Source organism: Mesorhizobium sp. M6A.T.Ce.TU.002.03.1.1, assembly GCF_003997275.1.
GTDB lineage: Bacteria > Pseudomonadota > Alphaproteobacteria > Rhizobiales > Rhizobiaceae > Mesorhizobium > Mesorhizobium mediterraneum.
Window position 1 is genome coordinate 74,551 of sequence record NZ_RZTI01000009.1, and the last position, 19,004, is coordinate 93,554.

Below are 19,004 nucleotides of genomic sequence, written 5' to 3' on the forward strand. Positions count from 1 at the left end.
ACCCGCGCCGACCGCGCCAGGAACATGTAGCCGGTCCAGAAGATCGATCCGTAGAAAAACACCGCCACGATGCCGAAGAAGAAGACGACCGTCATGTCCGGCCTGAACGTCTGCCGATGCAACCAGGTTCTCATGAAACCGCTTTCAGGATCATAGGTGCGTCATGCCGAGCGACCCGCGAGTTCAAGGGTTGGCAACCAGCCAGCGATGCCGCCAGCCGGTTGCGTGATTCTTACTCGCTCTGCAGAATGTTGCTAAAGCTCTCGACGGCCGCTTGCGTGGTCATGGACTTGTCGGTCCAAAACTGCCCGGCCAGATCCGTCACCTGGCCGTTAAGGTCGCCTGCGAGCGCATCATAGGCTGCCTGGACCGCGGCGCCCGGCGTGGCAAGCGCCTTGGATCCGATTTGCGCGCAGGTGTCGAGCTTGGACGTATCCACATCCGTCCGCGACGGGACAGAGCCTTTGACCTCGGCGATCTTTTCCTGGACAGCGGGCTCCATGATCGAGTCCGCGAGCAGCGTCTGGCCCTTGATCCGGTCGTCGTCGGTGTTTACCGGGAATGCAAACACATCGATCAGGATCGCGTATCCTGGCTTTTCGGCCGGCGTCAGTAAGCACCCGAAGTCCTTGCCCGCGACCTTGCCGGCAGCGAGGAACTCGCCCCGTGCCCAGTCGCCCATGAACTGGAAACCGGCCTTGTCCGTCACGACGAGGTTCGTCGTGTCATTCCAGGAGCGGCCGGGGCTCGCCGGATCCGCATAGGTCGATACCTTGCGAAAGATATCGAAAGCCTGGGTCAGGACAGGCGATTTGAGCGCTTCGGGGGATCGCTTGACGATCAGTTCATTCCAGTACTCGGGACCGCCGAGAGCGAGAAACGCGCTGTAGAGTATGCCGACTTGCTGCCAGGGTTCGCCGCCGGTGGCGATGCCAATGCCGCCCGACGCCTTGATCTTGTCGGCAGCCGCGAAAAGCTCGTCGAAGGTCTTCGGTTCGCTGATTTTGAGTTTCTCCAGAACGGGCTTGGAATACCAGACCCAGTTCTGCGCATGCACCCCGACGGGCAAGGCAACAAGGTGGCCGTCGACATTGAGCTTGTCCCACACAATCGGCGCCATCACCTTTTGCCAACCGCCCTTGGCGGCGAGATCGTCGAAATCTCGAAGCTGACCGGAGCTGGCAAGGTCGCGCAGCGCCGAGCTTGGCGTCATCAGGATCGCCGATGGCGGCTGGCCGCCGGCAATCCGGCTGGTTGCCGCCGCAAGCGCCGCGTCGAAATCGGCCGACGGGCTGTCGATCCATTTTCCGCCGCGCTGCTTGAAGCTGTCGGCGATCGTGTTCATCGCCTTGGATTCACTCGAACTCGTCCAGTAGTGCTGCACGTCGACGGTCTGGGCGAGCACGGGACTAGAGGCAGCGAACGCGCCCAGGATGCTCATCGTGGACAATAGGTGGCGAAATTTCATGGCAGTTCCCCTTGGTTGGCATTGATTGCAGGTCTCTGTTCCCGAGACGCTCGGTCCGGCAACGCGCGAGGCGGCGCCCGGGTGTCTATGCAGCCTTGGTGAGCATCATCCCCATCTCCTTGTTGAGGCTTTCGAGGAATGCGGCCATTTCGGCCTTGGAGATTGTCTCGCCCGCGACCCAGGCGACGGTCTTGTGGATTCCGAGGAAGGAGCCGGCGCAGTATTCGAGCATCTTGTCGGCTTCCTGATCGCTGAGATCGAGCCGCTGCTTGAGAAAGGCGCGGAAGCGCTGGCGGGCGAATTCGTGCTCGAAGACCAGGAAGGGCTGGCTTTCGACATTGAGGACGGTGGAGGCCAGTGCCGCAGCTTCGACCTCGACCGTCCGCTCCAGACGGATGTCGCGAGAGGACGCGCCGACCTCGAAGGTCAGGCTGCCAGCATCGAGCAGCCACCGGCGATACTGCGGGTCGTAGTATCGCAAATCGCGGCTCTCGATCTTGATCTCGACGCGCTTGGTTTCGCCCGGCTCGAGAGAGACTTTCGCGAAGCCCTTGAGTTCACGGATCGGGCGGATCAGCCGCGGTTGGTGCGGGCGCGCATAAACCTGCGCGATTTCCTTGCCGGCCACACTACCGGTATTGGTGATATCGAACGCGAGCGTGATCGAGCTCGACGCATCAATCCGATCGACATCGACCGACAGGTTGGAATATTCGAAGCTGGTGTAGCTCAGCCCGAAACCGAAAGGAAACAGCGGCGTGAGCTTGCGCTTGTCGTAGAAGCGATAGCCAACGTGGATGCCCTCCGAATAAATGTGGCGATTGCCCTCGCCGGGATAGGTGAGGTAGCCCGGTATGTCCTCGACCTGGACGGGGAATGTCACGGTCAGCTTGCCGCACGGATTGCGGCTGCCGAACAGAACATCGGCGATCGCGCTGCCAGCACCTTGCCCGCCGAAGAAAGCCGCAAGTACGGCTGCAACATGATCGGCCCAGGGCATGACCACGGCGTCCGGCGTCGCGAGAATGACCACGACTTTACTTTTACGTGCGGATAGTCGCTCGATCAGGGCGTCCTGGCCGTCATGCAGATTGAGATGCTTGCGGTCAGAGCCCTCGCCGTCATAACCGACCTCGGTGTTGGCGAAAAACAGGACAGCGTCGGCGGCGTCGACCGCCGCAAGCGCCACCGCCTCGGAGCTGCCACCGGCCTCGAAATCCGCGACCGTGTGATAGTCGATGTCCACGCCGGGTGCGCGTTTGCGGATTTCCTCCAGCGGGATGTCGACCTCGGTCGGCCTCGTCGTGGCGCAACCAGAACCCTGGATGACCGGTTCCACGGCGGCGGCTCCAACGACCGTGATCCTTTTGAGCTTCTCGGGGAGCAAGGGAAGGCTGGCGTTCTCGTTTTTCAGGAGCACGATCGACTCGGCCGCCATGCGCCGGGACAAGGCATGATGCTTTTGGAAGTCGGCCTCGGCATTCGGCTTCACACCGTTTCGGGCCAGACGCACAAGCTTCAAGATGCGCAGGCACGAGCGATCAAGCGTCTCCATTGACACCTGGCCGTCTTCGACCGCTGTCAGAAGTTCCTGCTTGCGGGCGCCGCTTTCGGGCATGTCGAGGTCGTTGCCCGCATTCATCGAAGCAGGCCGGTCCTTGATGCCGTGCCAGTCGGACACCACGACGCCATCATATCCCCACTCGTCGCGCAGCACTTCGGTCAGCAGCCAGTGATCTTCGGCGGTTTGAACATCGTTGAGCCGGTTATAGGAGCTCATGACGGTCCAGGGATCGCTCTTGCGGATCGCCCGTTCGAAGCCGGCGAGATAGATCTCGCGCAGGGCACGTTCCTCGACGACCGAGCTCATCGTCGTGCGCTGGACCTCGGAATTGTTGCACGCGAAATGCTTGAGCGAGGCCCCCACCCCGTTGCGCTGAAGGCCGCTGATGACCGCGGCGGCAATATCACCCGTCAGCAGAGGATCCTCTGCGTAATATTCATAGCTTCGCCCTGCCAGCGGCGTACGCCGGATATTGACACCTGGGCCGAGCAATATGTTGACGCCGAACGCCTGGCATTCGGCAGCGAGCGCTTCGCCAAGTTCATATGCGAGATTGAGATCCCACGAACAGGCCAACGACGAACCATTCGGAAAGCATGTTGCTGGACGGGTGGAGCCGAATGCACTGTCGACCCCTGTCGAGAGATCGGTGTTGACGACACTCAGGAATGAGGCGAGCTGGTTGTCTGCGTCATGCGCTCCGTCGATCTGTTCGATCGAATAGCGAACACCGTATGTGCCATCCGTCATCAGCAGTTCGGGAATGTTAAGACGGTAGTTGGCGACCGTCCGCCAGAGGCCGTGGCCGCTGACCATCGCGACCTTTTCCTCGATGCTCATCTGCGCCAGCAGACCAGTCAGCTCCTTGTCGGAAATATTCCAGGTCATCGTCATTCCATATGCTGTTGCGGACGCGCGCCGGTCATCCCTGGTGGTTCGCCTCACCATTGCGGCATCGCCGCTGCGCCAAGAGATGATCTATTGATGACACGAGGCCACGGCTCTCTTCTAGCCGCGAAACTTGCGCTGGAACTACGACAGTTTTTGATGTCTAGTAAGCAGGTTGGCCTGGGAACCATGATGAATATCGCTTATCTCAAAACCGACGGCGAACTGCAAATCCGCGACAGTAGCTTCGAGGATCATGCGCCTGCGGAGGATTTTCACTGCCGTGCCTTCATGCATGGCCGTGCCAATGTGCCCTATCATTGGCATCGTGAAATGGAGATACTTTTCGTGCTGCGAGGCAGCTTCCGCCTAGTCGTTGACGAGCAGGCTTGCGAGATGAAGCAGGATGATGTGATCATCATAAATAGCGACGTCCCGCACAATTCGACTTCGATTTCGCGCGATGCTCTGATCTGCGGCGCGCATCTCGATGTTGGATATTTCGAGCGCATGGGCCTGCCCGGTTTTGCATCCCGGCATTACCTTTGCCGCTCCTTCCTCCATAGCCGTCCGTTCATGAATCGGATCGCTCCGATAAAGGCTTTCATGGCCCGGCTGATCCTTGATCAGACGAGTCGCCCCGAGGAGGTCATAGTTCGGCAGACTGTTGCCAATCTTCTTGCCTGTTTCATCTATCGGCAGATCCCGCATCTGAAAGCAGATAGCGATGCAGCGCCCCTGCGGTCCGACAGTCGAGACCGAATCCTGAGGATTATGGGTGCAGTCGAAGGGCAATTAGACAATCAGCGACTGAGTGCGATTGCCGCGGCTGAGGGACTGACGCTGAGCCACCTTTCCCGCCTGTTCAAGCGCCATTTGGGCATTGGTTACCGCGACTATTGCCAAAGCCTGCGCTTGGACACCGCAGCGGACGAACTCCACCGGACAGATCATACTGTTGGTGTGATCATGGAGCGAAACGGTTTCGGCAATCCTGCTGTGTTCTACAATAAGTTCAGGGGCCGTTTCGGGTGCAGCCCCGCAGAGTTTCGACGCGCGCGCCATCTGCCGGGGGTACAAAGCGTACTCACGGAAGAAGATACCGTGGAGGCACAAAGGATTCTCCTCCGCTATGCAGCCGATCTTGGCAAGGCCGCCGAAATTGCGGTTGGCATCAATGTAGCGGGACGCAAACAAATCGCGCTTCGTGCGCCACATAGTGCAAGTTTGGATTGAATTCCCATCTCCGCTTGTACGAGTTGTGGCATGAGGTCTGCGCCGGTCGACTGCAGCGCCCATCGCCTGAAACCCGAGCCATGCTAGCGAGCGGAGGCCGTCTAGGCCTGTCACGCAAATCGCGTTTCACACGACCTCTGTCCAACTCTGCTATTCTCGGACATGGCATGGGAGGTGCCAAGTGTAGTCCAGGCGCGATTCTCAAGGCTTAGTCGACTGCCCCGACCAGAACATCGGGGTGTTCAAGTATCGCAACCCAGCGCCCTGTGTCTGTGGACGATTGCCTTTTTAGAAATCTATATCCAGTTTCCGACCAAAGCTTCACCTCGTCGTTGAGGTTGTCGAGCACATAGTCGCCTTTGTCGGTCTTGACCGTCAGCACTGCGTGCCCCTCGCCGTCCTTCTTTTTGACGACAGTGATCAGAAGGTTCGAGAGCGATACGCCCGCCAAATTGAGCATCTGGCGCTTAAGCAGGACGTAGTCCTCGCAGTCGCCGACCGCGCTGTCAGGATAGGACCAGAATTCCATCGTTCCGTGAACGGCAAGATCACTCACGGGCCTGATCGATCTGTTCACAAGCTTGGTGACGGACGCGAGCTTGTCTTCCATTCCTCTGATCATAAGGACTGGCGGAACCTTGCCCGATCGAATTCTGCATTCTGCGGCCTGCCTTCGGCAGAACTCGATATAGCCGACCGGGACGGAGGTCCGCTGCCCGATGGCCATGGCACCATGCACCGCATCGGCCGAAGCTTGCTCGATCGGCGTCGCGGACATCATCAAGCCCATCAGGAGGCCGGCACACAGCCATGCCCGCGGTATCACCAATCCCATTCGCCCCGCCAAAGGTAACGACCCGAAACACTATTTAATATTGCGTTACCATCTTTTCATGAGCACATCAACGCAGCCGACGCGCGGCTTAAAGCCGCGATCGCGAGCCACCAGCGGCCTGACGCTGGGCGCCGCGCGGGCAACGCTGGAGAACTTCCACAGCCACTGGAAGGTCATGACCTTCGCGTGTTGTCGCATGGCCGCATCGGCGAAGTTCGGTCATAGGCGGCCCAAACGCGGACAAGCGACCGAATAAAAATTGTAGCCAAATTTATCGAAGCGACGGAAATCCGGGGAGCCACGAGGCTCTCGCATACATTCGGTTACATTTCGATGGAGCTCGGGCAAACCTCTGCGACAGGCGTAGCGTAAATTCAATCGTGAGCAGGAAGTCTCGTCATGGTGACGAGACAGAAAGCCGACCGCGGTTTCGCAAGCAGGAGTCAATACGGCACCGCGCGCGAGGCGCCGATTGGCAAGTCTGCTCATTCTAAGAAAGGAAAAATACGATGAACAAGCTTGTAACAGTCTTGGCCCTCCTCGCCTTGTCGACAGGGGTCTCTCTCGCTGCCAATCAAAACCCAGACCGCGACCCGACCCGCGGATTCGCTACCGGTGTCGACAACAGCGAAATGACCGTAGATACCAATCATGCGGCTTCCTTGCCTCTGTCTGTGGTAGCCCCGAAAGAAGAACAGCCACAGTCCGGCAAGGTTCTTAAGCGTCGTGCACCATGGGCGGGCCGCTAACATACTGAACTTGTCTCCCGCCATTTTCCGCATGGCGATCCAACAAATGTCCAATCACCCGCCGTGCAACGAGGGTGGTTGGACAGGCGGCGCAAGAAAATCGTGCCGCCTTGGATGAATTGAACGTCTCGGACGACAGCATTGAGTGGGTCAGGTCGCGAACTCAAGAACGATCGTGGCGTGGATCGAGGGCCGCGTCCGTCGCACGGACTGTCTCCGTGTCAGCGCCGCCGCGATCGGTTCCGCGTCAACCCCAGCAAAGCAAGTGGACTGTAGCGGCAAAAAACCCGCCTCCAATCCTGAATGAGAACATTTCCGACGGGTCAGAACTCCCACGGGGAGAACAACTTGAGACCAGTCGTGCAGAAGTCACCCAGATTCCGCGTCGCCGAGCGGCCGCCATTCGCCCTTGAGATTGCAGCAATCATGCCGTCGTGCGCCGACATCCCCCGGCCCTGCCGCACGGCAGTACCGATGATTTCCCCGTAGGCCTTCGCGGCTTCCTCGGTCAGCCCGAGATCCGATCAGCAAACCGACGACGCCAATCCGAGTGCCAGCCGCTCGGCACGCTGATCGGGTCGAATTTTCTGGATGCCAAAGGCGATCGTCACGTCGGAAGCGCAGGTACAGCGTCGTGGCTGACCAACCACGCGATCACGGCAAGATCAGGCGACTTCTTCAGCGTTCCGGAAATGACGTTAGGATCGAGGAAGATCAAAGCGCAGGTCCCTCATGAACCTGCCGATCATCCCGGTTCACTGCTTCAAGGTCGACTTCGGTGCCATAGGCGCTGGCAATACGAGCGTAGAACGTCGATGCCGGCTCGCGACCGGCTTCCCGGACCTCATAGTATTCCAGCGCACGTTCAACTATGTCGGTGATCGAGCGGTTCTCGCGCCGAGCAAGCCGGCGTGCAAGATCACGCGCTTTGGCGCTGCGTACGGAAAGCTGAGGTTCGGCCACATGGAACTCCTTTGCCGTAAATATCGACCGTCCTCGCCTTGCCAGCAAGATGGCGGGATGATGGCTTGCCATCCGGATTTCACCGTCAACTGATCGTTTGCTGATCTTCTGTGTTTGTGCGACGGCCCTGCCGGAAGCGTGAGCTGGTCGAGGTCATCTTCGGCCCGCATCGCCAAGCGGCCTCGGTTTATCGGAAAGAGCTGACCGAGCAGGATTGCTGCAGGAGACGAAGGCTGGCCGCGAAAACCTTTACATCAATCCCGCACCGGCGCTGGTCAGTGATCGGCCGGCAGCGAAGATCGCAAGATGTATAGACAACCGGCCGCAACTGGTGTTCGTTTCCCACATGCAATTTTCGAGAATGCAGGAACCGTGACGCCATGGACGCCGCTCGCTTGTTCGATCTGACGGGAAAAAAGGCGCTGGTGACGGGCGCCAGCCGCGGCATCGGCCAGGCGATCGCGGAGGCGCTCTGCGCGGCTGGTGCCGACGTCGCGGTGACCGCTCGCGACGAAAACTCCCTCGGTGAGACGGCGGACCGAATTAGCGCATTCGGGCGAAGGTCGCTTTGCCGGTCTCTCGACGTGCTCGACACAGATCGCATCCGCGTGGTGGTCGACGAGGTCGCGGAAGCCTTTGGCGGGCTCGACATTCTGGTCAACAACGCCGGCTATGAACAAGTCCAGCCCTCGCTCGACGTAGACGAGGCGGTGTGGGATCGCATCGTATCGACCAACCTGAAGGGCGCCTTCTTCTGCGCGCAGGCTGCGGCGCGACGGATGGCTGCCGCCAAGAGCGGCGGCGCGATCATCAATCTTTGCTCGCTGACCTCCTATGTCGGTATTCCGACCGCGGTGCCTTACGGCTCATCCAAATCTGGCCTTCTAGGCATGACGCGCGCACTTGGCACGGAATGGGCATCGCTCGGTATTCGCGTCAATGCCATCGCTCCGGGTTATTTCCATACGGCGATGACTGATGTCTTCTATGAGGATCCCGATTGGCAGACGGCAATGCTGGCCAAGATCCCGCAGCGGCGCTTCGGCACGATGCAGGATCTGGCCGGAGCCGTTGTGTTCCTGGCGAGCGGGGCATCCGCCTATGTCACTGGGCATTGCATCCCCGTCGACGGAGGCTATCTCGCATCCATCTGAACGATATAAGTGCGGTGCAACAAGGACCGTGTAGACCCGACTTGTATATGGTTGTATATACCATCTGATACGCTGATCGTTCTTGCATGCGACCGGCGACAAAAAGGGGAACGACAATGCAGGAGGCTTTCCGGGCCGTAGCTTCATGCGAAGCAGAAGGCGGCAGGGAAATCGCCGTTGCGGTCCGCAACGTCGGGATGGACTTCGATGGAGTTCATGCCGTCAAGAATGCGTCCTTCGATCTGCCGAAGGGCCGATTTCTCACCATTCTGGGACCTTCGGGGTCCGGCAAGACAACCCTCCTGCGAATGATCGCCGGGTTCCAGACCCCGAGCAGCGGCGAGATCTTCATCAACGGCGAAGCGGTAAGCGCAGTGCCACCGCACAAGCGGTCGATCGGCATGGTCTTTCAGAGACTTGCGTTGTTTCCACATATGACGGCGGCCGAGAATGTCGCCTTCCCGCTGAAGATGCGTCGGCGCGACGCACGCACCATTCCCGAACGCGTCGAGCGATATCTCGCGCTGGTCCGGCTCGGGGGCTATGGCGGCAGGCGCATTCACGAGCTTTCCGGCGGGCAGCAGCAGCGCGTCGCGATCGCGCGCGCGCTGGTGTTCGAGCCCGACCTGCTGCTTCTCGACGAGCCGTTGGCTGCGCTTGACCGAAAGCTGCGCGAGGAAATGCAGCTCGAATTCCGCCGCATCCAGCGCGAGCTCGGCGTCACCACGATCAACGTAACCCACGACCAGCGCGAGGCGCTGGTCGTTTCCGACGACATTGTCGTCATGGATCAGGGCGAGATCCAGCAGAAAGCGCAGCCGATCCACACCTACCGCCAGCCCCGCAACGCCTTCGTCGCCAATTTCATCGGCGTCACCAACTTCATTGCCGGTACGGTACGGGCCGTCTCGGAAGGCGGCGACGTCTCCATCCTTCGGGGTGATCTGATGCTTGCCGGAAAGATCGGCGATCCGGCCAATCCACCTGCGGAAGTTGGCAAGGCGTCGGGAGCGATCCGCGCCGAACAGATCCGCCTCGCCGGCGATGCTGCCCAGCTGTCGATGCTCGATTGCGTGCTGGCCGGAACTGTCACCGACACGATCTTCGAAGGCGAGCGCATGGTCTACGAGGTAGCCTGCGCCGCGATTGGCGACGAGGTCATTCGCGTTTTTGACCATGATCCCGCCGCGCACACGCAGTTCGACATAGGCGAAAGCGTGTTCCTGGGGTGGAACGCCAGGGACATGCTTGTTTTTCGATAGAACCGGAAACCGGTCAAACCCAGAGGAGAATGCAGATGAAGCGCTTCAAGCCGACATTATCCCATCTTTCCCGCAGAACCTTCCTTCAGGTCACCGCCGCGCTTGGCGGCGCCTCAGCGCTCGGCCTGCGCGGTGCTTATGCGCAGGAGCCGGAAAAGCCGGCGGAGATCATCGTGCGCGCCTGGGGCGGCAGTTGGGTGGACAGCCTGAAGGCCGGCGTGTCCGACAGCTTCACCAAAATGACCGGGATTGCCGTCCGTCACGACCTGACCGAAGACAATGAGATCCAGCCCAAAGTCTGGGCCGCCGTGGCGCAGAAACGAGTCCCGCCGATCCACATCAACTGGGATACCACCACCAATGCCACGAAGTCGGCACTGCGCGGCGTGACGGAAGACCTCTCCGACCTGCCGAACCTCGCCAATGTGACTGACCTTGCCAAGCCGGCCGGCCTGGAAGGCTTCCCGATCGTTAATACCTACGGCTATGTCTATGTGCTTGCCTATCGGCCGGAGGCATTCCCGGACGGACCGCCCAAGTCCTGGAAAGATCTGCTCGACCCGAAGTTCAAGGGCCGGCTTGCCTTCTACAATGACGGCATCGGCTTCCATTTCCCGGCGCAGGTCGCCGGTGGTGGCAAGCTGGAGGACATCCCCGGCAATATGCAGCCGGCCTGGGATTTCATCACCAAGATGAAGGCGCAGCAACCGCTGCTCGGCGAGGATCCCGACTTCACCACCTGGTTCCAGAACGGTGAGATCGACGCTGCCTGCACCATTTCGACCAACGCCCGGGAGGCCCGCAAGAACGGTGTGAAAATCGAATGGGTCGTGCCGGAAGAAGGCGCGAAGTTCGACACGGACGGTTTGTGGATCCCCAAGGGCCTGCCGGAAAACGAACTCTACTGGGCCAAGCAGTACATCAACCATGCGCTGACCAAGGAAGCCCAGCAGGTCTGGCTGGATGGGCTCGGCTTGCCGGGCGTGGTGCCGGGCCTCACACCGCCGAAGGATCTGGTGGGCGATCCGTCCTATCCGACCACCGAAGCGGATTTCAAGCGCCTCATCCGCATCTCGTCGAAGATCCAGGTCGAGAATGAGAGCGAGTGGTTTTCCAAGTTCAAGGCGATCATGCAGGGTTGACGCCAGATTGGCCGGTGCTGCCCTCGTGCGGCACCGGCTCCTTCACGACGTCGGATACGGATTTTTTCATGCGGGCAGCCAGGACAGCCTATCCCCTGAAATGGCGCATCATGGATGCGCTGGAAGGCGTTGCCGCCGCCATCTGGCCGGCGCGGTTCAGGCGCGCCACGCCCTATCTGATGCTGCTTCCGGCGGTGCTGCTCGTCGGACTGCTCGTGCTCGGTCTCATCCAGATCGCAGATGCGAGCCTGCGCACGCTCGACACCACCACCTTCCAGTTCTCGGAGGACTATTCCATCGCCAATTTCCGGCGGGCGCTGACGGAGCCGCTGTTCCTCGTTGTCGCGCAGCGCAGCCTCATCGCCGCCCTGATCGTCACGGCGGTGACGCTCGTCTTCGCCTTTCCCTATGCGTATCTGATGGTGCGCACGCGTTCGCCAGGATTGCGCAAGTTCCTGCTGATTGCATTGTTCCTGCCCTTCTTCATCGGACAGGTGGTGCGTGCTTATGGCTGGCTGATCATCCTTGGCAACCAGGGCATGGTCAACGAGGCGCTTGGTCTTGTCGGGATCGCGCCGATGCGGCTCATCTATAACTATCCCGCCGTGCTGTTCGGCCTCGTCCAATACATGCTGCCCTTCGCCGTGCTGATGCTCGCGCCAGCACTCACAGCCATTCCCGAAGAGCTGGAGGCGGCCGCCGGATCGCTCGGCGCCAACTGGGTTCGCACATTCGTCCACGTCGTTTTGCCACTCGCTCGTCCGGGCTTCATCGGCGCCGGCGTGGTGGTGCTGACCCTTTCGCTCACCGATTTCGCAGTCCCCGCGATCCTTGGCGGCGGCTCGCAGGACTTCATCGCCAACGCCATCTACGACCAGTTCTTCCGAACGTCCGACCAGGGCCTCGGCGCGACGCTGGCGCTTATGCTGGTTGCGCTCGGGTCAATCCTTGTCGGCCTCGTGTTCGCGCTGTTCGGGGCCGGAACGCTCGCCATGGGGAGGTCCCGGGCGTGAGCGGCTCGCGCAGCAAATCGGTTGTTCTGTGGACCCTGGTGACGATCGCCCTGGTGACGCTTTCGGCGCCGACGGTCGTGGTGCTCGGCGCTTCCTTCACCGGTGGCAACATCATCACGTTTCCGCCGGATGGGCTGTCGCTGCGGTGGTACGCGCGCATCTCGCAGGCCTCCGACCTGCGCAACGCTTTCCTGCGCACGCTCCAAGTCGCGACGGTCTGCACGCTCGTTGCCATTCCCGTGGGCACGCTGGCCGGGATCGCGCTGGCGAAATATGTGGTGCGTTTCGAGAAGTCGATCCAGATCTATCTGCTGCTGCCCTTCACCATCCCGCTGATCGGATCGGGCATCGGTCTCATGCTGGTCTTCGGCAACGCCGGCATTCTCGGCCAGCTTTGGCCGGTCGGCATCGCCTGCTGCGTCATCAATCTTCCGTTCATGATCTGGGCGGTCACGGCGAGTGCCACCGGACTTGACCCGGACCTGGAACTGGCCGCTGCCAATTGCGGCGCGCCGCCGCTCCAGGTGTTCTTCTCCGTCACCTTGCCGGCGGTGATGCCAGGGGTGATCACCGGCTCGCTGCTGATGTTCATCCTGGCGCTCAACGAGTTCCTGGTCAGTCTGCTGCTCGTCGATGCGCGTATCGTGACGCTGCCGGTGCTGATCTACAATTCCATCCGCTCGATCATCACGCCGGACCTTGCCGCGATCTCCGTGGTCTTCATCGCCTGCTCGGCTGTCGCCATCTTCCTGCTCGACAGGCTGGTCGGGCTCGACATCTTCCTGAAATCGAAATGAGGAATGCCGGCCCGCCGGGGCCGCAAGGAAATCCTATGCCAAACGTATCATTCCATGACTTGAGCCAGCTCGACGCCGCTGGTCGTGCGGCATTAATGCGGCGCTCCGAGACCGATCTCTCCAGCTTTATGGAGAAGGCCGCACCGATCATCGAGGCAGTGCGAACAGAAGGCGACGCAGCGCTCGTTCGCTTCGCCCGCGACTTGGACAAGGCAGATCTCGATGCCGCGCGGCTCAAGGTCAGCCCCGCCGAGCTCGATGCCGCCTTCGGCATGGTGGATGAGGACGTGGTCGCCGCCATCCGCTTCGGCATCGACAATATCCGGCATTTTCACGAAGAGCAGAAGCCGGAAGCGATGTGGCTTAAGGAAATGCGGCCCGGCGCCTATGCCGGGGACCGCTTCACACCGATCCGCTCGGTGGCGCTCTATGTCCCGCGCGGCAAGGGCGCGTTCCCCTCGGTCACAATGATGACCGCAGTGCCGGCCGTGGTGGCGGGTGTCCCGGAGCTTGCCATCGTCACGCCGCCAGCGCCCGATGGTTCGGTGGACGCAGCAACGCTGGTTGCGGCGCGCCTCGCCGGCGTCGAAACGATCTACAAATGCGGTGGCGCGCAGGCGGTTGCCGCGGTTGCCTATGGCACTGAGACGATCAGGCCCGCACTCAAGATCGTCGGTCCAGGCAGCCCCTGGGTCGTTGCGGCCAAGCGGCTGCTTGCAGGGGTCATCGATCCAGGCCTTCCCGCCGGTCCGTCGGAGGCGATCATCCTCGCCGACGACAGCGTGCATGGCGGACTGGCCGCGCTCGACCTCCTCATCGAGGCTGAGCACGGACCGGACTCATCGGCCTATCTGGTGACCCACAGCCGCCGCGTGGCGGAGGAGGCATTGGCCGCGCTGCCCGAGCACTGGGCGCGCATGACCGAGCAGCGGGTGGCGTTCTCCACCGCGGTGCTGACCGGCGCCTGTGGCGGCATCGTGCTGACAGGGTCGATCGAGGAGAGCTACCGCTTCATCAACGACTACGCGCCGGAGCATCTGGAGATCCTCTCCACCGACCCCTTCGCGCACCTTGGCCACATCACCGAAGCTGCCGAGATCCTTATGGGGCCGCACACGCCGGTCTCGATCGGCAATTTCGGGCTGGGCCCCAACGCCGTCCTGCCGACCAGCCGCTGGGCACGTACCTGCGGACCGCTCTCGGTCACGGATTTCGTCAAGCGCTCTTCCATCGGCTACGTGACGGCCGCGGCCTATCCCGAATTCGCAAGTCATGCCCGCACACTTGCTCGCTATGAAGGCTTCTCCTCGCATGAGCACGCCGTCTCCGACGTGCGCGATCGATATCTGGTGCGGTAACGGACGATGAAGGCGGCCAGACTCCATGCGGCAGGCGATTTGCGGGTTGAGGACGTGCCATCTCCCGGCGAACCAGCGCCTGGCTGGGTGCGGCTCAGGGTGACGGCCGCCGGCATTTGCGGCTCCGATCTCCACAATTTCCGCACCGGTCAGTGGATCAGCCGCGCGCCGAGCGTCGCCGGGCATGAGTTCGCCGGCGAAGTGACCGCCGTGGGCGCCGGCGTGTCCGAGTTGGCCCTCGGAGACCGAGTCGTCGCCGATTCGCGTTTCTGGTGCGGCGAGTGTCCTGCTTGTCGGGCCGGCCTGCATAATGTCTGTGCCAGACTGGGCTTTGTAGGCGAGGTCTGCGATGGCGGCTTCGCGGAAGAGACGGAGCTGCCGGCGCGGCTGCTCCTGCGCCATGACCCCGCGCTCGATCCCGCAATTGCCGCCATGACGGAGCCGCTGGCGGTCGCCCTGCACGCAGTGCGGCGTCTGTCGGCGCCGGCCGGGGCGCCGGTGCTTATCGCTGGTTGCGGCCCGATCGGCGGGCTGGCGGCGCTGCTCCTGTCGCGGCCCGGCGAGAGACCGGTCCTCGTCGCCGACCGCAATGCGGCGCGTGCGGAACTTGTGGCGGAGGTGAGCGGCGCGACCGTCGTCGACCTGGACGCCCTACCCCACGATCCCAACCTGCGTCATGCCGTCGATGCGACGGGAAGCGTGGCGGTGATGGCGCGGCTGCTCGATCTTTTGGCCGGCGGCGGCACGCTGGCGCTGGTCGGCATTTCGCATGGCCGCCTCGACCTCGATCCCAACCTCCTGGTCGAGCGCGAGATCGCGCTGGTTGGCTGCCACGCCTTCGCCGACGAGCTTGCGCCGGCCGTCGCCATGCTTGGCGAGCTCGCCCCCGCGCTGTCGCGTTTCGTGGCCGAGGAGATCGCGATCGGCGAAATTCCCGCCGCCTACCAGCGCCTGATCGCAGGCGCGAGCGGCGGCCTGAAGACCATCGTCCGAATGGAGAGAGGACGATGATCAAGCTTCCCGAAACCGCCGGGCCGCTCTACGAAAAGGTCAAGGACTACGTGCTCGGCAACATCGGCAGCGGCAAATGGCCGAAGGACCGGAGGCTGCCTTCCGAAAACGAGCTGGTCAGCACACTCGGCGTCTCGCGCATGACCGTGCATCGGGCGCTGAGAGAACTGACCTCGGAAGGCCACCTCCTGCGCATCCAGGGCGTAGGCACCTTCGTGGCGCCGCCGAAACCACAATCCGCGCTCATCGAAATCAGGAACATCGCCGGCGAGATCGCCGCGCGCGGCGGCCGTCACAGGGCCGAGGTCGTCGTGCTTGAGAAGATCCGCAACCCGGCGCTGGAGCTCATCGTCGCCTTCGAGTTCATGCGCCGCAGACCGGTCGCCCATTCGATCATCGTGCATTTCGAGGACGATGTGCCCGTCCAGCTCGAGGAGCGCTTCGTCAATCCGGCTCTCGCACCGGACTACCACCGGCAAGATTTTGCTGCGACCACCACCTACGATTATCTGCAGCGGGCGACGCCGCTGACGGAGGTGGAGCACGTGATCTCGGCGATCGCCGCCGACGAGGCGGCCGCCGGCCGCTTGATGATCCGGCCCGGCGACCCCTGTCTTCTCCTGCATCGGCGCACCTGGTCAGGCGCGGCGGTCGCCACTGTCAACAAGCTCACTTATGTCGGCAGCCGCTATTCGCTGGGCAGCCGCTACACGCCCTCGCCCGCTGCATGAGCAGGAACACGCAGCGAAGCAGGGCGGGCGACGCCTCGTATCAAATATGCTCGATCCAATGGCGACGTTCTGATGCGTCGTTATTGAATTTTCGCGTCGCGGGTCACCTTGACGTCGTTCACCCCCTTTAGGGCATTGCGATTTCCTGTCCCTGCAGCGGCGCGGGAGACCTGTTCCGCATGGCCGAAACGCCGCAATTTCAGATACGCATAGGCGCGCAACACCATCAGGCCGGTGCGCTCAGGCGCAATGCGCGACCGTTCATCCAATGCCATCAGCGTCTCGACATATCGCCCCTGATCGAAAGCGCTTGTTGCCTGGCTTCCAGCAGCGCAGTTCGTACTTCGACACTGCGATCTCATGATCCAAAGGTGCCTGCGAGGACACCGCGCCGCTGGTCGCGGCCGTTCGGCTTTGTCGCAAACTAGAGCGCTTTTTCATGGTGTTGCTGCGCACGATTGTAGCAGCCACCTGCTACCAACAACACGAACTTTGGCGCTATCTAATATGAATGGCGGATCTGACTGAGGCGGTGTAGGCTTGGCCTAACAAGAAGAAGAATGAGCCGTATCAACGGCAACGCTGAGCGAATCTGGGAGGATTCATGGTCGAAATCATCTCCAAGCGGGATGGCCCGCGGCGCGAGGACCTACAAGTCAAAAGACTGATCGAGCAGAACCGTTCGACTATCGTTCGCCTTGCCGACCAGATCAGCGGCGGCGGCTATTCGGCTTCCAGGAAGCCACGCCAGCAACCGAAGACGAAAGGCCTGATCATCCATGTTGGCGGCAGCACGGCACCCGTGGCCGAAGCCAGGCCATCCATCCAGGTTACCATGAACGGCCGGGTGATCTCAAAGGACCAGAACACAGGCCGCCAGCTTCACCATATCGGCGACATCCGCAATCGGGGTGACGACCAGATCTTCGTCCTGGCGACGAAGCAAAATGGCTTCTTCTCGCCGGTCGACGAAACCGTAGCGGAGGCCCTTGCCGACCTGGACGGCTCCCGCCTCGCCGCCGCCTATACCGAAGAACAGCTTGCCTTCGACATCGGCGCGAAACTCGGCATCAACTGACGGGCAGACGCTTGGACGTGTGCACGTCCAATGCATGACAGCATACAGCAATGGCATGCCTCAAAGGTTCTTGTGATGACGGAATGAAACGCGAGATAGGCCCCAATCACATGAAGATCAATGCTCTTCCGGCGCGTACGTCGCTGGCCACTGGGCAAATGGTTCTGGGCAACATCGACTATGACGAGCGCGCCACCATGCGCGCCTGGGAAAGTTTTCTGGCTGACGAACCCAAATGTGCCCGCGATCCGGTCCACCCAAGCCACGTCCGCTCCCTCATTCACGATTCCTGGTATCGCAGCGCCACCGGCGGCATCAACGCTCAAGGCATTGAAGCGCCACTGAGCAGTGATCGCGACGAGATCGAATATCTGACCCGAGCCAATGCAGAACTGCTTTCGGCGGCGCGGCGGTCGTTCGCCTCGCTTGGCCAGTTGCTGGACGGGACCGGCGCGATGCTGGTTCTGGCCGACAGCGACGGCGTGCTGATCGACGCTATCGGCGACAAGAAGACGCTGCATGACGGCATGGATATCCACCTCGCCATCGGCGGCAAATGGAACGAGGATGCCGTCGGGACGAACGGCATTGGTACGGCGTTGTGGACGGGTGAGCCGACTTTCGTGCATGCGGCCGAGCATTTCTGCGCCGGCATCAAATCCTGGACCTGCGCCGGCGCGCCGATTCGCGACCCGCTGGACGGCAAGATCATCGGTGTGGTCGACCTGTCAGGCTATTCGCCGATCTTCAGGCCACACAACACCGCGCTCGTCGCCGCCACAGCCCGGCAGATCGAAAAGGCGTTGGCCGAACAGCAGCAGGAACAGCGCACGCGCCTGCTCGAAGCTTTCATTTCATCGGCTCCCAGCTACCGCCGAAAGGACGGGCTGGTAATCGTCGACCATCGCGGCCGTGCCATCTTCTGCAACAATGTGCCTGACGGCGAGACCACCGAGATGATGGACGGCCCGATGGAGCCAGGCCGTGGCCGCTGGCTGATGAACCTTCCGTCCTCCGGCTCCGAGGCCGACCTTGCCAGGGCGCTGCCGGCCCACCTGCGATCCTGCCACATCACGCCGCTCAAGCTCGATGGCGACCTCCGCGGCGCGGCGCTTGTGTTCCCCTCCGTGCCGTCCGTCTCCAGCACCGCGGTGGTCCACCAGGAAGTGAACAAGCATCTTCAGGATGCTGTGGCCATGATCGTCGGCGAAAGCGAAGCGCTGCAGGCCGCCATCGACATCGCCTGCCGCGTCGCCCGGTCGGGCAGCGTGACATCGCTGTTGGTCGAAGGCGAAACAGGCGTCGGGAAAGAGCTGTTTGCGCGACTTGTCCATGCCGGCAGCCGGCGCGCGGCAAACGATCCGTTCATTGCGATGAATTGCGGAGCGATCACCAGGGACCTGTTCGGCAGCGAATTGTTCGGCCATGTCGCCGGCGCCTTTACCGGCGCCTCGCGCGAAGGCAAACCGGGCGTTTTCGAGCTCGCCAATGGCGGCGTCCTCAGTCTCGACGAGATCGGCGAATTGCCACTCGAGATCCAGCCGTTTCTGCTGCGTGTCCTGGAAGAGCGCGTGGTCCACCGTATTGGCGACAGCCGGGGTCGCCCGGTTGATGTGCGCCTGGTCGCCTCAACCAATCGCGATCTCAAGCAGGAAATTGCCGCAGGCCGCTTCCGCCGCGATCTCTACTATCGAATTGGCGCGGTCTCGATCATCGTTCCACCGCTGCGCGAGCGCGGCGAAGATGTGCTGCTAC

The 19,004-nt window shown here is 61.7% G+C and carries 18 protein-coding genes and 1 pseudogene; 13 read left to right on the top strand and 6 right to left on the bottom strand.

The features are described 5' to 3' along the window. Positions 1 to 232: 232 nt before the first annotated feature. Entirely contained in the window at positions 233 to 1,468 is a 1,236-nt protein-coding gene (locus EOC93_RS04980; RefSeq protein ID WP_127204017.1) for an ABC transporter substrate-binding protein, read from the bottom strand. Between the two features lie 85 nt (positions 1,469 to 1,553). After that, a complete protein-coding gene (locus EOC93_RS04985; RefSeq protein WP_127204018.1) occupies positions 1,554 to 3,920 on the bottom strand; it encodes a glycoside hydrolase family 3 C-terminal domain-containing protein in 2,367 nt (788 codons plus the stop codon). A 159-nt stretch (positions 3,921 to 4,079) separates the two neighbouring features. Here EOC93_RS04985 and EOC93_RS04990 point away from each other — a divergent pair, with 159 nt between their 5' ends. After that, positions 4,080 to 5,156, top strand: a complete 1,077-nt coding sequence (locus tag EOC93_RS04990) for a helix-turn-helix domain-containing protein (protein WP_164897492.1) — start codon at positions 4,080 to 4,082, stop codon at positions 5,154 to 5,156. Positions 5,157 to 5,364: 208 nt separating this feature from the next. Here the strand turns inward: EOC93_RS04990 and EOC93_RS04995 are convergent, their stop codons facing one another. Next, positions 5,365 to 5,991, bottom strand: a complete 627-nt coding sequence (locus tag EOC93_RS04995) for a transglutaminase-like cysteine peptidase (protein WP_127204019.1) — start codon at positions 5,989 to 5,991, stop codon at positions 5,365 to 5,367. On the opposite strand from EOC93_RS04995, the gene EOC93_RS33975 reads away from it, so the two are divergent. After that, positions 5,876 to 6,247, top strand: a complete 372-nt coding sequence (locus tag EOC93_RS33975; RefSeq protein WP_164759043.1) for a hypothetical protein — start codon at positions 5,876 to 5,878, stop codon at positions 6,245 to 6,247. The genes EOC93_RS04995 and EOC93_RS33975 overlap by 116 nt on opposite strands. Before the next feature lie 253 nt (positions 6,248 to 6,500). Further along, positions 6,501 to 6,740 carry a hypothetical protein gene (locus tag EOC93_RS05000; RefSeq protein ID WP_127204020.1) on the top strand — a complete coding sequence of 80 codons (240 nt, stop codon included), beginning with the start codon at positions 6,501 to 6,503 and terminating at the stop codon, positions 6,738 to 6,740. A 323-nt stretch (positions 6,741 to 7,063) separates the two neighbouring features. Here the strand turns inward: EOC93_RS05000 and EOC93_RS05005 are convergent. Together EOC93_RS05005 and EOC93_RS05010 are read right to left on the bottom strand one after the other, a co-directional pair. Beyond that, positions 7,064 to 7,458 (bottom strand): annotated as a pseudogene (locus tag EOC93_RS05005) (type II toxin-antitoxin system VapC family toxin). Further along, positions 7,455 to 7,703: a type II toxin-antitoxin system VapB family antitoxin gene (locus EOC93_RS05010; RefSeq protein WP_127204021.1), complete on the bottom strand. Its 249-nt coding sequence runs from the start codon at positions 7,701 to 7,703 to the stop codon at positions 7,455 to 7,457. Before EOC93_RS05010 ends, EOC93_RS05005 begins: the two are co-directional and overlap by 4 nt. A 380-nt stretch (positions 7,704 to 8,083) precedes the next feature. Here EOC93_RS05010 and EOC93_RS05015 point away from each other — a divergent pair, with 380 nt between their 5' ends. The 8 genes from EOC93_RS05015 to hutC all read left to right on the top strand — a co-directional run bounded on the left by EOC93_RS05015 (position 8,084) and on the right by hutC (position 16,171). Further along, the gene (locus tag EOC93_RS05015) at positions 8,084 to 8,857 is read left to right on the top strand and encodes a glucose 1-dehydrogenase (protein ID WP_127204022.1); all 774 of its coding nucleotides are present in this window, start codon (positions 8,084 to 8,086) and stop codon (positions 8,855 to 8,857) included. Positions 8,858 to 8,973: 116 nt separating this feature from the next. Beyond that, a complete protein-coding gene (locus EOC93_RS05020) occupies positions 8,974 to 10,119 on the top strand; it encodes an ABC transporter ATP-binding protein (protein WP_245461369.1) in 1,146 nt (381 codons plus the stop codon). 35 nt (positions 10,120 to 10,154) lie between these two features. After that, the gene (locus EOC93_RS05025) at positions 10,155 to 11,261 is read left to right on the top strand and encodes a PotD/PotF family extracellular solute-binding protein (protein ID WP_127204023.1); all 1,107 of its coding nucleotides are present in this window, start codon (positions 10,155 to 10,157) and stop codon (positions 11,259 to 11,261) included. A gap of 68 nt (positions 11,262 to 11,329) precedes the next feature. Continuing rightward, positions 11,330 to 12,274, top strand: a complete 945-nt coding sequence (locus tag EOC93_RS05030; protein WP_127204033.1) for an ABC transporter permease — start codon at positions 11,330 to 11,332, stop codon at positions 12,272 to 12,274. After that, positions 12,271 to 13,071 carry an ABC transporter permease gene (locus tag EOC93_RS05035; protein WP_126103108.1) on the top strand — a complete coding sequence of 267 codons (801 nt, stop codon included), beginning with the start codon at positions 12,271 to 12,273 and terminating at the stop codon, positions 13,069 to 13,071. The genes EOC93_RS05030 and EOC93_RS05035 overlap by 4 nt, the downstream gene beginning before the upstream one ends. 35 nt (positions 13,072 to 13,106) lie before the next feature. After that, positions 13,107 to 14,429: a histidinol dehydrogenase gene (hisD, locus tag EOC93_RS05040; RefSeq protein WP_127204024.1), complete on the top strand. Its 1,323-nt coding sequence runs from the start codon at positions 13,107 to 13,109 to the stop codon at positions 14,427 to 14,429. Positions 14,430 to 14,435: 6 nt separating this feature from the next. After that, complete coding sequence (locus tag EOC93_RS05045) at positions 14,436 to 15,440, top strand: alcohol dehydrogenase catalytic domain-containing protein (protein WP_127204025.1); 1,005 nt, start codon at positions 14,436 to 14,438, stop codon at positions 15,438 to 15,440. Beyond that, a complete protein-coding gene (hutC, locus tag EOC93_RS05050) occupies positions 15,437 to 16,171 on the top strand; it encodes a histidine utilization repressor (protein ID WP_127204026.1) in 735 nt (244 codons plus the stop codon). Before EOC93_RS05045 ends, hutC begins: the two co-directional genes overlap by 4 nt. An 80-nt stretch (positions 16,172 to 16,251) precedes the next feature. Here hutC and EOC93_RS05055 read toward each other — a convergent pair whose 3' ends face one another. Continuing rightward, on the bottom strand, positions 16,252 to 16,446 hold the full coding sequence (locus tag EOC93_RS05055; protein ID WP_127204027.1) for a hypothetical protein: 195 nt from the start codon (positions 16,444 to 16,446) through the stop codon (positions 16,252 to 16,254). Between the two features lie 329 nt (positions 16,447 to 16,775). Here EOC93_RS05055 and EOC93_RS05060 point away from each other — a divergent pair, with 329 nt between their 5' ends. Next, positions 16,776 to 17,249, top strand: a complete 474-nt coding sequence (locus EOC93_RS05060) for a hypothetical protein (RefSeq protein WP_095486300.1) — start codon at positions 16,776 to 16,778, stop codon at positions 17,247 to 17,249. An 83-nt stretch (positions 17,250 to 17,332) separates the two neighbouring features. Then, positions 17,333 to 19,004 (top strand): sigma 54-interacting transcriptional regulator (locus EOC93_RS05065; RefSeq protein ID WP_164759044.1); only part of this gene is annotated, 1,672 nt, incomplete at its 3' end.